This is a genomic window from Variovorax sp. OK212, from assembly GCF_900112425.1.
Taxonomy (GTDB): Bacteria; Pseudomonadota; Gammaproteobacteria; order Burkholderiales; family Burkholderiaceae_C; genus Variovorax.
In genome coordinates, this window is the sequence record NZ_FOLP01000003.1 from 311174 (window position 1) to 331047 (window position 19874).

The window sequence follows — 19874 nt, forward strand, 5'->3', positions numbered from 1 at the left end:
GGGGCGGGCAGGCCAATATAGGCGGCGCAGCATGGCCCTAAATATAGACGTTGTATATACTTCGTCAGTATCAGCGTTTCCGGAGCCGGTCATGTCCAAAGAAGCAATGTTCACCATGAAGCTGGAGCCGGAGTTACGCGACGCGTTCATGGCCGAGGCCGAGGCCAGCCACCGCCCGGCGTCGCAGGTGGTGCGCGAGCTCATGCGCGAGTTCGTCGAGCGTCAACGGCAGGCCCGTGAATACGACGCGTTCTTACGCGCCAAGGTCGACACGGCGCGCGCGCAAATCGTGTCCGGCCAATACACCAGTGACGCCGATGTCGAGGCCCGCGTTGCTGCCCGTCGCACTGCACTGCGGGCCAAGGCTGTCGGCACTGACGCATGAGGATCCTGTGGACCCTGTCCGCAGAGCAAGACCGCGCCGACATCGTCGACTTCATCGCGCAGGACAACCCGCTCGCCGCCATTCGCATGGATGAGACTTTCTCGGCAGCTGTCGGGCGACTGGCCGATCACCCGCTGATGGGACGGCCTGGACAGATTCCTGGCACCCGCGAGCTGATCCCGCACGAGAGTTATCGGCTGGTCTATGAGGTGCAGGCGGATACCGTCTGGATCCTGACCTTGGTGCATACCGCTCGCCTGTGGCCACGGACCCGGCCGTGAACGGAGTTCAGAAAAAGCGCTCGGTTTTTGACGGTAGAAGTGACGGTAAAGTACGATGCCCCAACCCCTCAAAGCAAGCATCCATGGGGGTCTCCGGCCCTCGGAAACCATCGAGTGGGAGTGAGTTGAAGCACGGGCACGGCACGCCGCCGTGCCCTGGGCGCAGGATCATTTCGATGCGCACCGGGCGTTGCTGAAAACGCGGCCGCACAACGCAGGCACAACGCACGCCAGAAGCCAGTAGAACGCCGGCTGAACACGGCCGACTTACACGCACCGCGCGCGTGGGCAATGCCCCATCGCATACGATGACCGCTGTTCGTCGCCCTGTCGAACGATGGTGCACCGGCCTCGCTCAGCGCATATGCCGGATGCCAGCCACCTCGCATCAGCGAGCCAGCCCGCCACTGAAACCTTCGCAGCGCCTGCCATCTGTCGTGGGGCGGCCTTCTCATTTCGAAGGACGCTGACATGCACCCGGATATTTCTACGCTTCGTTCCCAACAGCGCCAGGCCCTGGGCCTCTTGCTGGAGCGCCATTCGCCGTGGCCGCTGACCGAGCCCGCGCCGTCCGCGCAAGAACTCGACCTCGTGTTCCAGGCCGCACTGCGCGCGCCCGACCACGGGCAACTGCAGCCGTGGCGCTTCGTCGTCATCCGCGGCGACGCGCGCCTGGCCTTGGGCAATGTCTTTGCGCAGGCCGCGCAGCTGCGCGATCCGCTGGACGACGGCGAGCGCTTTCGCGGCAAGGCGATGGCCGCGCCCGTGCTCATCGCCATCTGCGCGCGCGTGCAGGCGCCGCACAAGGTGCCCGAGTCGGAACAGGTGCTGGCCGTCGGCGCCGCCGCCATGAACATGCTCAACGCGCTGCACCTGCTGGGCTACGGCGGCTTCTGGGCCACGGGGCTCAACAGCTACGACCGCCATGTGCAAAAGGCGCTGGGACTGCAGGACGCGGACCGTCTGCTGGGCTTTCTCTACGCCGGCACGCCGAAGGAGGCGACGCGCGCGCCCGAGCGCCACGCGCCGCCGGCCTTCGTGCGCGAGTGGACCGGCGAATCGGCCGCGCACAACGTCGCGGAAACGGCAGCCGCGCGATAGGCGCGTCAGGCCGGCGCTAGCGCTGGCGCGGTGCGGCCTAGAAGCTCGCCTTCAGGCCCACCGTCAGCATCCCGCCCTTGGCCTGCTTCGACAGCTTGCCGAAGTAGTCGTAGTCCGCGGTGATCGCCAGGTTCTGCGTCACGCGGTACTCCGCGCCAAAGCCCGCCATGACGCCCGTCGAACTGCCCGAGATGCGCTGGTTGCCCGGCACCCAGTTGTCGCCGCCCGAAATGCGCCCGCGCGACACGCCGAGGCGGCCGTTGATCGCGAACGCGTCGCCCAGCGGCAGCCGCGCGGTGGCCGCGGCATAGAGGGCCTGGCCCGAGCCGCCTTGCAGCCGCGCGTACCCGCCGACGGACGACCACTGGCTCACGCGGCCCAGGCGCGCGTAGCCGGCTTCCACGCCGAAGTTTTCCGTCAGCCGGTAGCCGCCGTACAGCTTGTAGGCCGTGCCGGCCTTGCTGCTTTTTTCGCCGCCCCACGGCACGGGAGCGCTGTTGGACGACGAGAGACTGAAGCTCGAGCTGCCGATGGCGCCGCCCACGTAGATGCCGGTGTCGGCGTTGGGGCCGGCGGCGTGCGCGCCGACGGCGGCGGTGCCGAGCAGCAGGGCCGCGAAAACGGAAAGGGCATGCGAATGCGTCAAGGTGAATTTCCTGGTTGGAGCTGTTGAGATCGTTGCGACCGGCAACCGGCTGTCTGGCCGGCCACCGCCGTGCGACGATTCTCGAAATCCAATCTGAAGAAGAACTTGGCGCTTGCTGAAGAGCGCATGAAGCGCGCCTTCGATGGGCGATGATCGGGGCAATGCCAGAACAGCTTTTTCTTCCCGGAATCGATCCCCCGCCGCGGCCACTGCCGCGCTCCCGCAGCAAGGTGCTTCGCAAGGAACCACCGCCGCACACACTCTTTCTCGCGCTGGTTCCTCACACCCCGGACGCCACCGCGATCGCCGCGCTCGGCGAGCGCATGAACTCGCAACACGCACTGAAAGGCACGCTGGTCGAGGCCCATCGACTGCACGTCACGTTGTTCGACCTCGGCGGCCACGCGCAGGTGCCGGCCAGCCTGGTGGCGCAGGCTTCGACCGCCGCCGCCTCGGTGCCCGTGCCCGCCTTCGACATCGTCTTCGAGAAAGCCATGAGCTTCGCGAAGGGTGCGCTGGTTCTGTGCGCCGAAGACGAGCAGAATGTTTCCGCGCTCAGGTCGTTCAGGCAACGACTGGGCGAGGCGCTGGCCGACGCCGGCCTGAAGCCCCCGCGTTCGTTCACGCCGCACATGACCGTGGCCTATGCGCGGCGCAAGCTCGAGAAGCATGCGCTCGAAGCGCCGGTGCGGTGGACCGCGGGCTCGCTCGTGCTCATCGACAGCCATGTCGGCGAGGGCGTGCACGAGGTGCTGGGCCGCTGGCCCAATGCGCCCAACTTGCCGCACGACTTGCCAGACTTGTCCCCCGCGCGTCTCGGCACGGCAGGGGCCTGACATGGACGCGCCGCTGCTGGTCTGCCTCGACGTGGATTACCGCGCCGACGTGGCCGTGGCGGCGGGCATCTGGTTTCGCGGTTGGACCGCGGAAATCGAAGAAACGCAGGCCGTCGCCGGCTTCAGCGGCGTGGCCGCGTACGAGCCCGGCGAGTTCTATCGCCGCGAGTTGCCGTGCCTGCGCGGCGTGCTGCGCGACGGTCCGCAGGCGGACATCGTCATCGTCGACGGCTATGTGTCGCTGGGGCAGGGCCATCCGGGCCTGGGTGCGCACCTGCACGAGGCGCTCGAACGCAAGGTGCCCGTGGTCGGCGTCGCCAAGACGGCCTACCGCAGCGCGACCGACGCCGTCGAAGTGCGGCGCGGGCAGAGCGGCTCACCGCTGTTCGTGACGGCCATCGGCATCGATGTGGCGCTGGCCGCGCAAGAAGTGCAGCGCATGCACGGCACGTACCGCGTGCCGACCTTGCTGCGCGCGGTCGACCAGCTTGCGCGCCACGCGGCAATGCCGGATCAGGTCAGGCCGGCCATCTAGTCCCCATCCGCGAAGTTGTCGAACAGCAATCCGCGCAGCCACTGGTTGCCCGGATCTCGGTGCGCCTTCGCATGCCAGAACAGGTTGATGGCAATCTGCGGCAGCGCGACCGGGTGAGGGCGCCACACCAGCCCGAAGGGCTCGGCGATGCTCTGCGCCAGCCGCTCGGGCACGGTCGCGATCATGCCGCTCGATCGCAGGATGTGGCCGATGGCCACGAAGTGCGGCACCTTGAGCCGGATGCGCCGCTGGATGCCCTGCGCCGCCATCACGTCGTCGGCCTTGCCGTGGCCCGTGCCGGCCGCCTGCACCTGCACGTGGTCGGCCGCGCCGAAGTCCTTGAGCGACACGCTGCGCTTGCGCGCCAGCGGGTGCTCCTTCGAGAAAAGGCACACATAGCGCTGCAGGAACAGCCGGCGCTGGAACACGCCCGCCTTCAGTTGCGGCAGCAGGCCGATGGCGATGTCGACATGGCCGGCTTCCAGCTCGTCGCGCAGGTGGGTGGCGGTGTTGTTGCGCAGCGTGCTGATGGTCACGCCAGGCGCCGCGACGGACAGCGCCTCCATGAGCCGCGGCGTGAAGTAGATCTCGCCGATGTCGGTCATGGCCAGCGTGAAGCTGCGCGTGCTCGTGGCGGGGTCGAACACCACCTGCTGGTTGAGGGCGGTGTGCAGCGCGCCCATGGCATAGGCCACCGGCTCGGCCAGCTGCAGCGCGAAGGGCGTGGGCTCCATGCCGCGCGCGGTGCGCAGGAACAGCTCGTCGCCCAGCAGCTTGCGCAGCCGCGCCAGCGCGTTGCTGATGGCGGGCTGCGACAGGCCCAGCGATTCGGCCACGGCCGACACGCGCTTCTCGGCCAGCATGCGGTCGAACACCAGCAGCAGGTTGAGGTCGATGTCCTTGAGTTGCATGGCTTGCCCTTGTACCTTTATTCACGGCAGTGATGAAGAGGATTCACCAAATTCTATTGGTCAATCGGCACGCGCCGCGCATCATCGCCCCCAAGAGACAAGCCGGTCATGACACCGGCGCAAGAGAGCCCCCCGATGGACCTGCACATACACCCCCTTTCCCGCACCCTCGAGGTCCGCCCCGGCGCGAACCTGCTCGAGGTGCTGCGCGAGCATCACGTGCCCGTGTCGTACAGCTGCATGTCGGGCCGCTGCGGCACCTGCCGTTGCAAGGTGGTGTCGGGCCAGGTGCTCGATGCCGGGCAGGACGCGATCCGCCCCGACGGGCAGGGCGAGCGCTATGTGCTGGCCTGCCAGGCCACGCTGACCGAAAGTTGCGCCATCGAGATCCCCGAGCCCGACGAGGTCGTGGTGCATCCGGCGCGCATTCTCAAGGCGAGCGTGACCGGCATCGACGAGCTGACCCACGACATCCGCCGCCTGCGCCTCAAGCCCAACAAGCCGCTGGAGTTTTCGCCGGGCCAGTACGCGCAGCTGCAGTTCGCGCCCGACCTGGCGCGGCCTTACTCGATGGCGGGCCTGAGCCGCGACGCGGAGCTCGAATTCCATGTGCGCCGGGTGCCTGGCGGGCGCGTGACCGCGCACATCTTCGAGCAGCTTCGCATCGGCGATTCGGTGCGCGTGAGCGGCCCGCTGGGCACCGCCTACCTGCGCACGAAGCACCGCGGGCCGATGCTGTGCGCGGCCGGTGGCACGGGGCTCGCCCCGATCCTGTCGATCGTGCGCGGTGCCATCGCGGCCGGGCTCACGCAACCCATCCACCTCTACCTGGGCGTGCGCTCGGACGCCGACGTCTACGGCCTGGCCGAACTGCGCGAACTGCAGGCGCTGCACCCGGGCCTGAACGTGCACGTGGTGGTCGTCACCGGCCCGGCGCGCGACAAGCAGCGCGTGGGCCTCATCACCGACGCCATCCGCGCCGACTGGCCGGGCAACCTCGACGGCTGGCGCGCCTACCTGTGCGGCTCGCCGCCGATGGTGGAGGCCGTCACGCAGCTGGTGCGGGGCAGGGGCCTTGCACCCGAACAGACGCATGCCGACGCCTTCTACCTGCAAGGCACCTGAGGCCAAGAGATTCGACGACAGAACGACAGAACGACAGAAAAAAGGAGACCCGCGATGACCACGCAAGCCGTGTTCCCCATCGAGCTGAAATGGGAGAGCGACAAGAGCAGCCGCATTCCCTTCATGGCCTACACCGACGAGACGCTGCACAAGAAGGAGCTGCAGCGCTTCTTCTACGAAAAGCACTGGTGCTACGTCGGCCTGGAAGCCGAGATTCCCAACCCGGGCGACTTCAAGCGCACCGCCATCGGCGAGCGCTCGGTCGTCATGTCGCGCGACCAGGACGGCGTGATCCACGTCTTCGAGAACGTCTGCGCGCACCGTGGCATGCAGTTCTGCCGCGAGCGGCACGGCAACCGCAAGGAGTTCGTGTGCCCTTACCACCAGTGGAACTACACGCTCAAGGGCGACTTGCAGGGCGTGCCGTTTCGCCGCGGCGTGAAGCAGGACGGCAAGGTCAACGGCGGCATGCCGGCCGACTTCAAGACCGAGGACCACGGCCTCACCAAGCTCAAGGTGGCGTCGCGCGGCGGCGTGGTGTTCGCGTCGTTCGACCATGAGATCGAGTCGCTCGAAGACTTCCTCGGGCCGGACATCCTGCATTACTTCGACCGCCTGTTCGACGGCCGCAAGCTCACCATCCTGGGCTACAGCCGCCAGCGCATTCCTGGCAACTGGAAGCTCATGCAGGAGAACATCAAGGACCCGTACCACCCGGGCCTGCTGCACACCTGGTTCGTCACCTTCGGGCTCTGGCGCGCCGACAACAAGTCGGAGCTGAAGATGGACGCGCACGGGCGCCACGCCGCGATGATCTCCACGCGCGGCACCGGCGGCAAGGCCGCACAAGTCGCTCAGGTCACGCAAGTGTCGAGCTTCAAGGAGAGCATGCAGCTGAAGGACCCGCGCTTCCTCGACATCGTGCCCGAGGAATGGTGGAAGGGCCCGACAGCCGTGCTGATGACGCTGTTCCCGAGCCTGATCCTGCAGCAGCAGGTCAACAGCGTGTCGACCCGGCACATCCAGCCGGTGGGCCACGACGCCTTCGATTTCGTGTGGACGCATTTCGGCTTCGAGGAAGACACGGAGGAAATGACCCAGCGCCGCCTGCGCCAGGCCAACCTGTTCGGGCCGGCGGGCTTCGTGTCGGCCGACGACGGCGAGGTCATCGAGTTCTCGCAACAGGGCTTCGAGCAGAAGCCCTTCCACCGCACGCTGGCTGAGCTGGGCGGGCGCGAGGTCGAGAACACCGACCACATGGTGACCGAGACGCTCATTCGCGGCATGTACCGCTACTGGCGCGAGGTGATGGAAGCATGAAGACCCTCGACGCCAACGCCTACCTCGAACTGTCGCGCCTTTACGCGGCCTATGCGCACGCGGTCGATTCGGGCAACTGGGAGCTGTGGCCCACGTTCTTCATCGAGCAATGCAGCTACCGGCTGCAGCCGCGCGAGAACCACGAGCGCAACCTGCCGCTGGCCACGCTCTCGTTCGAGAGCCGGGGCATGCTGGAAGACCGGGTCTACGGCATCAAGGAGACGCTGTTCCACGACCCGTACTACCAGCGCCACGTGGTCGGCCTGCCGCTGGTGCACCAGGTCGACGACGACGGCGCGGTTCACAGCGAGGCCAACTACGCGGTGTTCCGCACCAAGCTAGACGGGCCTTCGACCGTGTTCAACGTGGGCCGCTACATCGACACCGTGGTGCCGACGCCCGAAGGCCTGAAGTTCGCCACGCGCCTGTGCGTGTTCGACAGCGAGATGATCCCGAACTCCATCATTTACCCCATCTGACATCCGACCAGAGCCATGCAAGAAAAAGAACCAGAGACACACGGCGCGCCGCTGCGCCGCTTCACCGACCCGGCCTACGTGCCGCTGTGCGCCAACCTCGCCGGGGTGCGCGAGAACATCGACAGGCTCGACCGCCAGATCGTCGCGCTGCTGGCCGAGCGCGGCCGCTACGTGAAGGACGCGGCGCGTTTCAAGCGCGACGCCTTCCAGGTGTCGGCGCCGCAGCGCCAGCAGGAAGTGATCGACAAGGTGAAGGCGCTGGCCCGGAAGGAGGGCGCCTACCCCGAGGTGGTCGAGGCCGCCTACCGCGCGCTCATCGCGGGCTTCATCGCGCGCGAGCAGCAGGACCACCAGGGCATGGCCGATGTGGAGGTGAAGCCATGACGTTCGCTCGCCTCGCAAGCCTCGCAAGCCACGCATTGGCCCTCACCGCAACCGCCATGGCGGTTGCCGCCCAGGCGCAGGAATGGCCGCAACGCCCGATCCGCATCGTGGTGCCGTTCGCGGCCGGCTCGTCGCCCGACATCCTCGCGCGCATCGTCAACGACAAGCTCGCCGCGCGCATCGGCCAGCCGCTGATCGTCGACAACAAGCCCGGCGCGGGCGGCAACACCGGCACCGACCAGGTCTCCAAGGCGCAGCCCGACGGTTACACCTTCCTGCTGTCGGTGAACGCGCCGCTGGTCTACAACACCATCCTCTACAAGAACCTGCCGTACGACCCGTTCAAGGACCTCGTGCCGGTGTCGCTCGCGGCCACCACGCCCAACGTGTGTGCGGTGTCGAATTCGATGAACGTCGACTCGGTGAAGGGCTGGCTCGACGCCATGAAGCGCAACCCGGGCAAGTTCAACTTTGCCTCGACCGGCAATGGCTCGATCTCGCACCTGGGCGTGGAGCTGGTCAAGCTCAAGACCAATTCCTTCGCGGTGCACATTCCGTATGCGTCGTCGGGCCAGGCGGTCACGGCCATCATCCAGGGCGACGTGCAGTACGCCTGCCTGCCGCCGGTCACGGTGATGCCGCAGGCCAAGGCGGGCCGGCTGAAGGCGCTGGCCGTGACCTCGGCCGAACGCTCGGCGCTGCTGCCCGACCTGCCGACGCTGCGCGAGTCGGGCCTGCCCGACATCCAGGCCGTGCCGTGGTTCGCCTACATGGCGCCCAAGGGCACGCCGCCCGAGATCGTGCAGCGCATGAGCCGCGAGATTGCCGCGGCGCTGAAGGAGCCCGAGACGCTCAAACGCCTGCAGACCGCGTACTTCGACCCCGTGGGCAGCACGCCCGAGGCGCTGAGCAAGTTCATGGGCGAGGAACTGCGCCGCTGGAAACCCGTGATCGAGCGCGCCGGCATCAAGCCCGACAACTGAACCCCACGAGCAAGGACACAAGAATGAGCACGATGACCTGGGTCGACGCCGCGGCGGTCGACGACGTTCCCTCCGACGACGTGGTGGGCATCGAGGTGCAGGGGCGCGACATTGCGCTGTACGGCACCGACGATGGCATTCACGCCACCGACAACATCTGCACGCACGGCCATGCGCGGCTGTGCGACGGTTTTCTCGAGGGCCATGAAATCGAATGCCCGCTGCACCAGGGCCGCTTCGACGTGCGCACGGGCAAGGCCATGTGCGCGCCGCTCACGGAAGACCTGCGCAGCTACCCGGTGAAGATCGAGGGCGGGCGGGTGTTCCTGGCGTTCGAGGGCTGATCTGTTCCGGCTCCGATCGGGGTGGTCTGTATCTGTTCTGCCTTGGACGGGCTGGCGACAATGCGTGTTCACCAGCCCTCGTTTGACGGAACAGCCATGACAGAAAAGACCCGAGACCAGATCGCCGACCAGATTGCCGCCGAGCTCGGCCACAGCTTCGACGGCGAGATCATTGCCGGCGGCCACTACGTGCCGCTCGTGCGCGACGGCCGCACGGTCTACCTCAGCGGCCAGGTGCCGCGCGTGGGTACCACGGTGGTCGTTACCGGGCGCGTGGGCGATGCGGTCTCGCTCGACAAGGCACGCGAAGGCGCGCAGATCTGCACCTTGCGCAGCCTCACGCTGCTGCGCCGCGCGCTCGGCTCGCTCGACGCGGTCGAGAAGGTGTTGCGTGTGGGCGTGTTCGTGCAGTGCACGGCCGACTTCACGCAGCAAAGCGAAGTGGCCGACGCGGCCTCCGACCTGCTGCACCGCGTGTTCGGCGAGGCCGGCGTGCACGTGCGCACGGCGGTGGGCGTGTATCAGTTGCCGAAGAACGCGACAGTCGAGGTCGAGATGACCGTGGCCGCCAAGCAGAACATCGCCTAAGCAGCCGTCAGGCCGGACAGGCCGGCCTGGCTGGTGAGATCGCGCGCAAGCTGCGCGATCGTCAGCGGCGCGCAGCCTTCGGCGTTGTTGCTCACGGTGACGAAGGCGTTCTGGCCCGCGCGCGTGGTGCCCGCGATCACCTTGGCCAGCGCGGCACGCGTTTCAGGATCGGGGTCGACGATCTTGTCGAACGGGCCGTAGAGCTTTTCCGCATCCTCGTAGCCGAAGCGGCCGTGGCGCCGGTGCAGGTTCCAGCGGCACACCAGCGGCCCGGGCCACAGCGCGCGCAGCATCGGCAACTGCGCTTCGATGGGCGGCATCTTGGCGTGCAGGCCCATGCAGAAAGTGGCGCCCACGCTGCGCAGCATCTCGGCGAAGGCGGGGTTGAGCAACTGCGGGTCGCGCACCTCGACGGCGACGACGGCATCGGGCGCAGCGTGCTTCAGGTCGGGCAGCGCCTCGATCATGTCGGCGATGCGCGCGAGCAGCGCGGGCTGGTCGGCCAGGATGTGGCCCGGAATCGGGCTCAGCTGGAACACCAGCACGCCGATGCGATCGCCCAGGCCTTCGAGCGCCGGCAACACGAACTCCTGCCGCGCGATCTCGGGGCTCAGGAACACGGGGTTGGCCTGCATGCCGCGGCCGCTCTCGTCGCGCACGGTGGCGTCGGTCACGAGGCTCGGGGCCTTCACCACGAAGCGGAAGTCGCCGGGCACCATGGCCGCGTAGCGCGCGTACTGGCTCGCGGTAAGGGCGCGGTAGAAGTTGCGGTCCAGGCTCACGGTGCGAAACAGCGGGTGCTTCGCGAGCGCCGAAAGCCCGTTCTTCGACAGCACGCTCTCGGCGTATTCGCCGTCCCACACCAGGTCGGCCCAGCCCGGATAGCTCCACGACGAGGTGCCCAGCCGCAGGTGGGGCGGCAGGGCGGCGGCGAGTTCGGCCAGTGCCGGGTCGGTGGGCGCGGGCTCGACGGTGCCCGTGCGCGATTTCTTCCTTGCGGGCAGCTCGTCGGCCTGCGCCTTGGCGGGCGCAACGGCGGCGGACGCCTCTTCGGGCGGCGGCAGATCGGGAAAAAGAGAGTCCTGTACTTCGGCCATGTCTGGGGCCGCATTCTCGGCCAACATCGAACGCACTTGCCGCGCCGGGCACAATCCGCGCCATGAAACAGTGGTTGCGTACGCAGGGTGGTTGGTGGCTGGCATGGCTGGCGCTGACGGCCGTGGGCGCGGTGTGGATCGCGCGCGCCGAGCTCGCGCAGATGCACCAGGACTTCGAGACCGACGTGCGCATTGCGCACCGCCTCATGAGCCAGCAGATGGTGCAGTACGACGCCGTGCTGGCCACGCTCGCGCTGCTGGAGCCCAGCACCGGCGCCGACCATCCGGAGCAGCGGCTGCCTTCCGTGTACTCGTCGATCCTGCGCGTGCAGCGGCGCGACCGCGACGAGCCCTGGCCCGACGGCGCGCAGGCCGCGGTGCTGGCCGCCGCGGAGGCGCGCTCGCGCGGCCAGCAGCGCGCCGACCTCGCCATGCTCGACCTGGCGCACGGCCGCTATGTGCTGGTGATCGGCGCCACGCCGTTCAGCTATGCCCTGGACATCGACCTGGCCGGTTCCGTGCCGTGGCGCGACTGGCCGATGAACCCGCAGCGCAGCCCGGTGCGGCTGAGCCTGCGGCGCGACGGCCAGCAACTGGTGCTGCAGCCCGGCGTGCCGGCGCGCAAAGGTTGGCGCTTCGACCTGACCAAGGCGCTGGCGTCGCCGAGCCAGCCCTTCGACCTGGTGGCCGAGCGGCAGGTGGGCTGGGGCGAGCTGCCGTGGCGCGGCATCGCGGGCTGGGCGGTTGCCATGGCCGCGCTGCTCGCGGGGCTGTGGGCCGCGCAGCGCCAGCGCGTGGCGCGGCGGCGCGCCGAAGAGCTGTTGCGGCTGGGGCAGGTCGCGCGGCTCAACGCGCTGGGCGAGCTGTCGGCCGGGCTGGCGCACGAGCTCAACCAGCCGCTCACCGCGGTGCTGGCCAACGCGCAGGCCGCACGCCGCCTGCTCGACGACGAACCGCCGGACCTGGCCACGGCACGCGAGGCGATGGGGCAGGCCGTCGAGCAAGCCCGCCGCGCGGCGGGCGTGGTGGGCCGGCTGCGCCGCGTCATCGAGCGGCCCGAGGCCGGCGGCGACATGAAGCCGCTGGTGCTGCAGGAGGTGGTGCGCAGCGCCATGCACCTGCTGGCGCCCGAGTTCGCGAAACACACGGTCGCCACCCAGTTCGACGCCACGGCGCAGGCGCCCGTGCGCGTGCAGGCCGAGGCGGTGGCGCTCGAGCAGATCGTTCACAACCTGCTGATGAACGCCGTGCAGGCGCTCGAGCTGGTGCCCGCCGCCGAGCGCCGCCTGGTCGTCTCGGTCGGGCGCAACGGCCAGGAGGGCGTGCTGACCGTGACCGACAACGGCCGCGGCATCGCGCCCGAGGCCTTGCCCCGCCTCTTCGAACCCTTCTTCAGCACGCGCGAAGGCGGGCTGGGCCTCGGCCTGAGCCTGAGCGAAACGCTCGCCAGCGGCATGGGCGGCAGCTTGAGCGCGGCCAATGCCCAGCCGCGCGGCGCGCGCTTCACGCTGCTGCTGCCGCTGGTTGCGGTAGCGGCAACGAACTGAGTCCGCCATGAACGCGCCCGCACCCCATCCGCCGCTGTCCCCTCTGGTCCACCTGATCGACGACGACCAGGCCGTGCGCGACAGCCTCTCGCTGCTGATCGGCACGGTCGGCCTGCGCGTGCAGGCCTGGGCCGACCCGCAGGCCTTCATCGACGGCTTCGACCGCGCGAGCGTGGGCGCCATCGTGCTCGACGTGCGCATGCCCGGCATCAGTGGCCTGACGGTGCTCGACCGGCTGGTGGCGCAGGGCGTCGACCAGCCCGTGATCATGCTGACCGGGCACGGCACGGTCGAGATGTGCCGCCGCGCCTTCAAGGCCGGCGCGGCCGAGTTCCTCGAAAAGCCGGTGGACGACGAGCAACTGCTCGAGGCGCTGCAGCACGCGGTGCGCCAGCATGTGCGTTCGCGCGAGCGCTCGCAGGCCGACAACGCCGCGCGAGAGCAGGTGGCGCAGCTGTCGGAGCGCGAGCGCGAGGTGCTGGCCTTCATCGTGCAGGGGCTCACCAACAAGGAAATTGCGCGCACGCTGGCGCTGTCGCCGCGCACGGTGGAAACCCACCGCGCCAACCTGTTCGCCAAGCTCGGGTGCGATTCGCTCGCCCAGCTGATCCGGCGCTACGCGGTGCTGGTGGACGGCACTGCGTAGTTCTACGGAGTGCCGCGCGTAGCCGTACGAATGGCTGCCGCGCGCCGAGTTTTCTACAGTGACGTAGCTGTCGGCAACGGCCGGCGCAACCACCCGAATCACTGGAGAAAACGAACAATGCACACCGCTCTTCGCCTCGGCAGCCTCGCCGTCCTGCTCGCCGCATCCGTCGCTCAAGCGCAGACCGCCGCACCGGCGGCCTCGGCTGTCCGTACCGAAAAGAACATGTCGCTCGCGCTGGCCAACCAGCTCGCCGCCGAAGCCGTGGCCGCCTGCGCCGCCAACGGCTACAACGTGGCCGCCACCGTGGTCGACCGCGCCGGCACCGTGCGTGCCGTGCAGCGCGCCGACAACGCGGGCCCGCACACGCTGGCCTCGAGCGAGCGCAAGGCCTGGACCTCGGCATCGGCCAAGAGCCCCACGCAAGCCATGATGGAAGGTTCGCAGAAGAACCCCGCCGGCGCGAACCTGGTGTACCTGCCGGGCATGCTGTTGCTGGGCGGCGGCGTGCCGGTGAAGTCGGGCAATGAAGTGATCGGCGCGGTCGGCGTGGGCGGCGCGCCCGGCGGCCACCTCGACGAGCAGTGCGCCAACGCGGCCATCGACAAGGTCAAGGGCCTGCTCTGATGTTCGCGCGCGGTATCTGGCAGGGCGTGTTGGCGGCGGCGCTCGGGTTGGGCGCGTCGGCCGGTGCGTGGGCCCAGGTGCCGCCGCTCGCGGCCGAGGTGCTGGCCTACGAAGGGCTGCACCAGGCCGCGTGGCAGGGCGACCTGCCGAAGCTGAGGGCGCTGGTGGCCTCGGGCGCGAACCTCGATGCGCGCGACACGCGCGGCCGCACGCCGCTGCAGGTCGCCACGCATGCGCGCCAGCGCGAGGCGATCAAGCTGCTGGCCAAGGCCGGCGCCAACCTCGACCTGCTGGAAGACGACCGCTACGACGCCGTCACCATCGCGTCGGTGGCCGACGACGCCGCCACGCTCTCTGTTCTCCTGTCGCTCGGCGCCAATGCCGGGCAGACCACGAGCCGCTACGACGGCACCGCGCTCATTGCCGCCGCGCACCTCGGGCACGACGAAGTGGTGCGCCGCCTGATTGCGGCCGGCGCGCCGCTGGACCACGTCAACAACCTGCACTGGACCGCGGTGATCGAGTCGATCGTGCTCGGCGACGGCGGGCCACGCCACCAGCGCACGCTGGCCGCGCTGATCGACGCGGGCGCCAGCCTGAAGCTGGCCGACCGGCAGGGCAACACGCCGCTGCAGCTCGCGAAGGCGCGCGGCTACACGGCCATGGTGAAGCTGCTGGAGACGCCGCGCGCAAGATAGGGCGGCTCGGGGACAATCGGGGCTCCCCACGAGGAACACGCCCCATGTACATGCCCCCGCAGTTCAATGCCAAGGACCCGGCCATCGCGCTGGAGCTGATGCGCTCGCACCCATTCGCGAGCCTCGTCTCCAACGACGATGACGGCCTGCCGTACGTCACGCACCTGCCGCTGGTCGCGCAACCGCGGGACGGCGACGAACTGGTGTTGTGGGGCCATTGCGCCAGGCCCAACCCGCACTGGCGCTACCTGCAGGCGCGGCCAAGGGCGGTCGTCACTTTCCTCGGCCCGCATTCCTACCTGTCGCCCTCGGTCTATCCCGACCTGGCGCGCGTGCCCACCTGGAACTACCTGGCCGTGCACTGCACGGTCGAGGCCCGCCTGGTCGAGGAACCGGCCGCCAAGGACGAACTGCTCAAGAAGCTCATCGGCGACCACGAGCCCGCGTATGCGCAACAGTGGCGCGACCTGGGCGAGGAGTTCCAGCTCAAGATGCTGGCCGGCATCGTCGGCTTCGAGCTGCGCGTGACGGCGCTGCAGTGCAAGGTCAAGCTCAACCAGCACCGCCGCGAGTCGCATGCGGCCATGCACGCGGTCTACAGCGCGGGCACGCCCGACGAGCAGGCGCTGGCCGCGTGGATGGACCGCCTCGGCATGCCCGCCCCGGCACCGGTGACGGAGGGCCACTGAGATGCGTGGACTCGGACTGATCGGCCTCGTGCTGGCGCTGGTGATCGTGGGGCTGGTGGCGAAGAAGCAGATGACCGGCGCGGGTGCTTCGGCGCGGCCGGCGGTGTCCGCCAGCGGCGAAGCGCCTGCGAACGTGCCCGTGAACTCGCCCGACCACGTGCAGCAGGCGCAACAGGTACAACAACAGGTCAAGGACGCGCTCGACGCGGCGGCCAAGACGCGCCAGATGCCGGATGACAACTGAGGCCATGCCATCGCCGTTGCCGGTGCCGGGCGCGAGCGACGCGCACTGGATGGCGCTCGCGCTTGCAGAGGCGCGGCTCGCCTCCGAGGCGGGCGAGGTGCCGGTCGGCGCGGTGCTGGTCAAGGACGGGCAGCTCATCGCCACCGGCCGCAACACGCCCGTCGCGCAGCATGACCCGAGTGCGCATGCCGAGATCAACGCGCTGCGCGCCGGTGCCGCCGCGCTCGGCAACTACCGGCTCGACGGCTGCGAACTGTTCGTGACGCTCGAGCCGTGTGCGATGTGTTCGGGCGCGATGCTGCACTCGCGGCTGTCGCGCGTGGTGTTCGGCGCGACCGACCCGAAGACCGGTGCGGCCGGCTCGGTGCTCGACCTTTTCGCCGAGCCGCGGCTGAACCACCGCACGCAGGTGCAGGGCGGCGTGCTCGCGCACGAGTGCGCCGCGGTGCTGCAGGCCTTCTTCCAGCAACGCCGCAGCGTCGCGCGCGCGCAGGCCGAGCCCTTGCGCGACGACGCGCTGCGCACGCCGGCGGAGCGCTTCGCAGGCCTGGCCGGCTATGACTTCGCGCCGCATCACGTGCAGGACCTGCAGAGCCTTCGAGGCTGGCGGATGCAGTACGTCGACGAGGGCGGTGCAGGCGAGGGCGATGCAGGCAAGGGCAGCGACGGCCATGCGGCCTGCTGCCTCTGCCTGCACGGCCCCGGCGAATGGGGCTACTTCTTCCGTCACCTCGTCGGCTTGCCGGGCCTGCGCACGCTCGTGCCCGACCTGGTCGGCTTCGGCAAGAGCGACAAGCCCAAGCGCGAAACCCCGCACACGCTTGCATGGCACCGCGACGTGCTGCTCGAATGGCTCGCGCAGGTGCAGCCCGGCCCGATGGTGCTCGTGCACAGCGCGGCTGCCGCGGAGCTGGCCGCGCTGCTGCACGCCGCCGCGCCCGGCCGCTTCGCTGCACTGCTCGAAGCGCCGAACGGCACGGAACGCGTCGAGGACGCGTGGCGCGCGCCGTTTCCCGACCGGGGCTACGAAGCCGCACTGCGCGCGCTGGGCCCCGCCGCATGCGCATCCGCATCCGCATCCGAATTCGTTTCAGGACCGGCGCCCGCGCAGGCCCTCGTGCTCGCGCAGCAGGCGAGACATGCAATGGGATACTCGACCACGTGACCAAACACATCTACATCTACTCTCCCTCCAGTGCCATTCGCGACAAGGCGGCTTTTCGCCGCGGCGTGAAGCGGCTCAAGGCACTGGGCCATGAAGTCGAAGTCGACGACGCAGCCCTGTCGGTGCACCAGCGTTTTGCGGGCGACGACGCCACGCGGCTCGCCGCGATTTCACGTGCAGCGGCCAGCGGCGCCGACGTGGCGCTCATTGCGCGCGGCGGCTACGGCCTCACGCGCATCCTCGACGCGCTGCCGTACAAGGCGCTCGCCAAGGCGATCGGCAAGGGCACCGAGTTCGTCGGCTGCAGCGACTTCACCGCGCTGCAGAACGCGCTGCTCGCCAAGACCGGCGCGGTCACCTGGTCGGGCCCCGCAGTCGGCGAAGACTTCGGTGCCGAGGCCGGCCCCGACGACATCATGGAAGCCTGCTTCGACGACCTCGTGACGGGGCAGGGCGAAGGCACCGGCTGGCGCATGCCGGCACGCGACGCCGAGCTGAAATTCAAGCCCGTGCAGGACGCGGTGCTGTGGGGCGGCAACCTCTGCGTGCTGACCAGCCTGCTCGGCACGCCGTACTTTCCGGCGGTCGACAAGGGCGTGCTGTTCATCGAGGACACCAACGAGCATCCGTACCGCGTCGAGCGCATGCTCGACCAGCTCAAGCTGGCCGGCGTGCTCGCGCGCCAGCGGGCCGTCGTGTTCGGGCAGTTCACGGGCGTGCGCGCCGTGGCCGGTTACGACCGCGGCTTCGGCATGAACACGGTGATCGACCGGCTGCGCGCGACGCTCAAGGTGCCCGTGCTGGCCGGCCTGCCGTTCGGCCATGTGCCGACGAAGGTGCTGCTTCCGGTGGGCGCCAAGGTGGCGATGGCGGCCGAGGGGCGCGATGTCTTCCTCGTCTGGGGCCACCGGCACGAAGGCGGCCATGACCATGCGCACGGCCATCATGACCACCATGGTCATGACCCTCATCACGGCCACGACCACTGATTTGCGCGCGGCGAAAAAGAAGAAGCACAAAAGCAAAGCGGCCATTGAAGGCCGCTGCTGCTGGGGACATGGCGTGTCAGGCGTCGTGCGTGAAGCGCTGATGGGCCCGCGGGCTCATCGAGCCGGGCAAGCCGCCCTTGAACATGCTGTTGATGTCTTTCATCTGGCGGCGTGCGGCGGTTTCGCCGTCGATGGCGCTCAGCGCCATCATCACATCCTGTCGCAGGTACCAGAGGGCTTCGACATCGGCGGCGAAGCGCACGCGCTGGCTGACACGCTGCACCGAATGACCGGCATGGGCCTGAAGCACCGACAGCATTGCGGTACGGATGCGCCCCAATTGGCTCTCTGCGGCGCGGCGGGATCCGAACCCGGGCACGTTCAGCAGACGAAGAATGCGGCGGAAGAACATGAGACGAAAAGCGTATTGCGGGAAAGCCAAGACGAGCCATACCTTAAGCCCCAGTTCACCATTGCACAAGATCCGGAACAGTGTTTCTTGTTTGTAAACAACACGCTTTACTTAGTGTCATGACGCTGTCGCAGATTTTTGTTTTCCAAAGTACTACATATCGGGAAATGACCTTGTTGCATCGGCGCCGTCGAGAGCAGCGTATACACGTAACGTCAACAAAAAAGGCGTGCAATACGTTTCATTTGTACAGCGCGGGACACATGCGGCGGAAATTGCTTGCAGGTCACGGCAGGGCCGCTGAACATTCAGGCTCAGCGGTCTGAAAAATCGAGAATCACAACAATATGGGTGTCAATTCCACAGTCGTTTTCGCGGACTTGACGGGGAGCACCAGGGTCTTCGAGGCCATGGGGAATGCACGGGCCACGGAGACCGTGACGCGACTGACGCAATGGATCGGCGGCGTGTGCCAGGCACACGGCGGCCGTGTCGTCAAATCGCTCGGCGATGGCGTGTTCGCCATCTTCACGAGCGGCGCCGCCGCCACGCACGCGGTGATCGAACTCCAGCGTTACCACCAGAAGCGCCTGCTCGCATGGCCGGCGCCGCTGCGCATGGCGCTGCAGATCGGCGTGGCCAGCGGCGAGGTGGTCGAGGTCGAGGGCGACTGCTACGGCGACGCCGTCAACCTGGCCTCGCGCCTGAGCGACCTGGCCGGCCCCGGGCAGATCTGGGTGACCGATGCGGTCATCTCGCAACTGCGCGAAAGCTCGGTGCAGCACCGCGACCTGGGCCTCATCAACATCCGCGGGCGCAGCGAGATGTCGGTCGTGCACCGCATCGACTGGCAGGAGGATGTCACCTCCTTCCTCACCGTGCCGGCCGCGCTCGCGCCGTTGCGCATGCCCGATTCGTCGTTCGGCCAGATCGAGCTGGCATGGCTCGACGTGCGCTCGATGTTCCGCACCGAGGAGCTGCCGATCCACCTGGGCCGCGTCGACGAGGCGCAGTTCGTGGTGAACGACCCGCGCGTGTCGCGGCTGCATGCGCGCATCGAGCTGCGCCAGGGCAGCTGCGTGCTGATAGACGTCAGCACCTACGGCACGTGGGTGCGCTTTCATGGCAACGGCGGCACGAGCACCGAGATTGCCCTGCGCCGCGAGGAGTGCGTGCTGCACGGGCGCGGCGAAATCGGGCTGGGCGCGCCGCTGAGCGACTTCAGCGCGCCGACCATCGCGTTCAACACGACCGGTGGCGACGTGATGCTGTCGCGGCGCGAAGTTGCGAGGTGAGGGCGCGAGGCGTGAAGGGTCTGTACGGACCGCGCACCGGGCCGCTCACCGAACCACTCACGTTTGGCAACCACCTTCCACACCATCGGGTGCACCGCCACGTTCGCTGCGGCGTTGCATGGGCACCCGGACACCGTCCGTCATCGGCCCTGGAGCCTCTGTGACCCCCAAAAATCAATCTTCGGTATTCAAATGGATGGCCATCGGTGCCATGGCCGCCGGCGCGCTGCTCGCCGCCGGTGCCGCCAGCGCGCGCGGCAGCTGGTCGGTGCAGATCGGCACGCCCGGCCTGGCCGTCGGCGCCTACCCGGCGCCTTACTACGCACCGCCGCCCGTGTACCCGTATCCCGCGCCCATCTATTACGAACCGCCGCCGCCGGTGTATTACCGTCCGCCGCCTCCCGTCTACTACCGCCCGGCGCCGGTCTATGTGCCGCCAGCCGGCCGCGTCTACTACGGCCCCGGTTACCCGTACCGTCCGCCGAACGAGTGGGACGACGAACGCGACTGAAGCACCCCGGCCGCCTGCGCGGCTGAAGGTTTGCTG

General features: G+C 68.6%; 26 protein-coding genes. 23 read left to right on the forward strand and 3 right to left on the reverse strand.

Going from position 1 to position 19874, the window contains the following annotated elements:
- Positions 1-91: 91 nt before the first annotated feature.
- The 3 genes from BM004_RS11940 to BM004_RS11950 all read left to right on the forward strand — a co-directional run bounded on the left by BM004_RS11940 (position 92) and on the right by BM004_RS11950 (position 1767).
- A complete protein-coding gene (locus BM004_RS11940; protein WP_093213470.1) occupies positions 92-385 on the forward strand; it encodes an antitoxin of toxin-antitoxin stability system in 294 nt (97 codons plus the stop codon).
- On the forward strand, positions 382-666 hold the full coding sequence (locus BM004_RS11945) for a type II toxin-antitoxin system RelE/ParE family toxin (RefSeq protein WP_093213472.1): 285 nt from the start codon (positions 382-384) through the stop codon (positions 664-666). The genes BM004_RS11940 and BM004_RS11945 overlap by 4 nt, the downstream gene beginning before the upstream one ends.
- A gap of 453 nt (positions 667-1119) precedes the next feature.
- Positions 1120-1767, forward strand: coding sequence for a nitroreductase family protein (locus tag BM004_RS11950; RefSeq protein WP_371269459.1), 648 nt, complete (start codon positions 1120-1122; stop codon positions 1765-1767).
- A gap of 37 nt (positions 1768-1804) precedes the next feature.
- Here the strand turns inward: BM004_RS11950 and BM004_RS11955 are convergent, their stop codons facing one another.
- Positions 1805-2413, reverse strand: a complete 609-nt coding sequence (locus BM004_RS11955) for a porin family protein (protein ID WP_177206488.1) — start codon at positions 2411-2413, stop codon at positions 1805-1807.
- A gap of 149 nt (positions 2414-2562) precedes the next feature.
- On the opposite strand from BM004_RS11955, the gene BM004_RS11960 reads away from it, so the two are divergent.
- Complete coding sequence (locus BM004_RS11960; protein ID WP_256219867.1) at positions 2563-3249, forward strand: 2'-5' RNA ligase family protein; 687 nt, start codon at positions 2563-2565, stop codon at positions 3247-3249.
- A 1-nt stretch (position 3250) separates the two neighbouring features.
- Positions 3251-3784 carry an endonuclease V gene (locus BM004_RS11965; RefSeq protein WP_218152686.1) on the forward strand — a complete coding sequence of 178 codons (534 nt, stop codon included), beginning with the start codon at positions 3251-3253 and terminating at the stop codon, positions 3782-3784.
- Here BM004_RS11965 and BM004_RS11970 read toward each other — a convergent pair.
- A complete protein-coding gene (locus BM004_RS11970) occupies positions 3781-4695 on the reverse strand; it encodes a LysR family transcriptional regulator (protein WP_093213478.1) in 915 nt (304 codons plus the stop codon). The two genes, BM004_RS11965 and BM004_RS11970, sit on opposite strands and share 4 nt — an antisense overlap.
- A gap of 135 nt (positions 4696-4830) precedes the next feature.
- On the opposite strand from BM004_RS11970, the gene BM004_RS11975 reads away from it, so the two are divergent.
- The 7 genes from BM004_RS11975 (at position 4831) to BM004_RS12005 (ending at position 9918) form a co-directional block, all read left to right on the forward strand.
- Complete coding sequence (locus BM004_RS11975; RefSeq protein ID WP_093122187.1) at positions 4831-5820, forward strand: 2Fe-2S iron-sulfur cluster-binding protein; 990 nt, start codon at positions 4831-4833, stop codon at positions 5818-5820.
- 54 nt (positions 5821-5874) lie between these two features.
- Entirely contained in the window at positions 5875-7140 is a 1266-nt protein-coding gene (locus tag BM004_RS11980) for an aromatic ring-hydroxylating dioxygenase subunit alpha (protein WP_093213480.1), read from the forward strand.
- A complete protein-coding gene (locus BM004_RS11985; protein ID WP_093213482.1) occupies positions 7137-7619 on the forward strand; it encodes an aromatic-ring-hydroxylating dioxygenase subunit beta in 483 nt (160 codons plus the stop codon). The genes BM004_RS11980 and BM004_RS11985 overlap by 4 nt, the downstream gene beginning before the upstream one ends.
- A 15-nt stretch (positions 7620-7634) precedes the next feature.
- Complete coding sequence (locus BM004_RS11990; protein ID WP_093213484.1) at positions 7635-8003, forward strand: chorismate mutase; 369 nt, start codon at positions 7635-7637, stop codon at positions 8001-8003.
- The gene (locus BM004_RS11995; protein WP_093122179.1) at positions 8000-8986 is read left to right on the forward strand and encodes a Bug family tripartite tricarboxylate transporter substrate binding protein; all 987 of its coding nucleotides are present in this window, start codon (positions 8000-8002) and stop codon (positions 8984-8986) included. The genes BM004_RS11990 and BM004_RS11995 overlap by 4 nt, the downstream gene beginning before the upstream one ends.
- A gap of 23 nt (positions 8987-9009) precedes the next feature.
- The gene (locus BM004_RS12000; protein ID WP_093122176.1) at positions 9010-9330 is read left to right on the forward strand and encodes a non-heme iron oxygenase ferredoxin subunit; all 321 of its coding nucleotides are present in this window, start codon (positions 9010-9012) and stop codon (positions 9328-9330) included.
- 96 nt (positions 9331-9426) lie between these two features.
- Complete coding sequence (locus tag BM004_RS12005) at positions 9427-9918, forward strand: RidA family protein (RefSeq protein ID WP_093213486.1); 492 nt, start codon at positions 9427-9429, stop codon at positions 9916-9918.
- Here the strand turns inward: BM004_RS12005 and BM004_RS12010 are convergent.
- Positions 9915-11015, reverse strand: coding sequence for a DUF72 domain-containing protein (locus tag BM004_RS12010; RefSeq protein WP_093213488.1), 1101 nt, complete (start codon positions 11013-11015; stop codon positions 9915-9917). The two genes, BM004_RS12005 and BM004_RS12010, sit on opposite strands and share 4 nt — an antisense overlap.
- Before the next feature lie 62 nt (positions 11016-11077).
- Here BM004_RS12010 and BM004_RS12015 point away from each other — a divergent pair, with 62 nt between their 5' ends.
- The 11 genes from BM004_RS12015 to BM004_RS12065 all read left to right on the forward strand — a co-directional run bounded on the left by BM004_RS12015 (position 11078) and on the right by BM004_RS12065 (position 19838).
- Positions 11078-12562 (forward strand): sensor histidine kinase, encoded by a 1485-nt coding sequence (locus BM004_RS12015; RefSeq protein ID WP_093213490.1) that lies wholly within the window; start codon positions 11078-11080, stop codon positions 12560-12562.
- Between the two features lie 7 nt (positions 12563-12569).
- Positions 12570-13208 (forward strand): response regulator transcription factor, encoded by a 639-nt coding sequence (locus BM004_RS12020; RefSeq protein WP_093213492.1) that lies wholly within the window; start codon positions 12570-12572, stop codon positions 13206-13208.
- 117 nt (positions 13209-13325) lie between these two features.
- A complete protein-coding gene (locus BM004_RS12025; protein WP_093122164.1) occupies positions 13326-13835 on the forward strand; it encodes a GlcG/HbpS family heme-binding protein in 510 nt (169 codons plus the stop codon).
- Complete coding sequence (locus BM004_RS12030; protein WP_093213494.1) at positions 13835-14533, forward strand: ankyrin repeat domain-containing protein; 699 nt, start codon at positions 13835-13837, stop codon at positions 14531-14533. The genes BM004_RS12025 and BM004_RS12030 overlap by 1 nt, the downstream gene beginning before the upstream one ends.
- Positions 14534-14577: 44 nt before the next feature.
- Positions 14578-15222 carry an FMN-binding negative transcriptional regulator gene (locus tag BM004_RS12035; protein WP_093213496.1) on the forward strand — a complete coding sequence of 215 codons (645 nt, stop codon included), beginning with the start codon at positions 14578-14580 and terminating at the stop codon, positions 15220-15222.
- A gap of 1 nt (position 15223) precedes the next feature.
- Positions 15224-15466 (forward strand): hypothetical protein, encoded by a 243-nt coding sequence (locus BM004_RS12040; RefSeq protein WP_093213498.1) that lies wholly within the window; start codon positions 15224-15226, stop codon positions 15464-15466.
- Positions 15456-16631, forward strand: coding sequence for a tRNA adenosine(34) deaminase TadA (tadA, locus tag BM004_RS12045; RefSeq protein ID WP_093213500.1), 1176 nt, complete (start codon positions 15456-15458; stop codon positions 16629-16631). The genes BM004_RS12040 and tadA overlap by 11 nt, the downstream gene beginning before the upstream one ends.
- Positions 16628-17620, forward strand: coding sequence for an LD-carboxypeptidase (locus BM004_RS12050; protein ID WP_093122151.1), 993 nt, complete (start codon positions 16628-16630; stop codon positions 17618-17620). Before tadA ends, BM004_RS12050 begins: the two co-directional genes overlap by 4 nt.
- On the forward strand, positions 17556-18155 hold the full coding sequence (locus tag BM004_RS41405; RefSeq protein ID WP_177238189.1) for a hypothetical protein: 600 nt from the start codon (positions 17556-17558) through the stop codon (positions 18153-18155). Before BM004_RS12050 ends, BM004_RS41405 begins: the two co-directional genes overlap by 65 nt.
- Positions 18156-18379: 224 nt before the next feature.
- On the forward strand, positions 18380-19327 hold the full coding sequence (locus BM004_RS12060) for an adenylate/guanylate cyclase domain-containing protein (protein WP_093122146.1): 948 nt from the start codon (positions 18380-18382) through the stop codon (positions 19325-19327).
- A 196-nt stretch (positions 19328-19523) separates the two neighbouring features.
- Positions 19524-19838, forward strand: a complete 315-nt coding sequence (locus tag BM004_RS12065; protein WP_256219869.1) for a hypothetical protein — start codon at positions 19524-19526, stop codon at positions 19836-19838.
- Positions 19839-19874 lie beyond the last annotated feature (36 nt).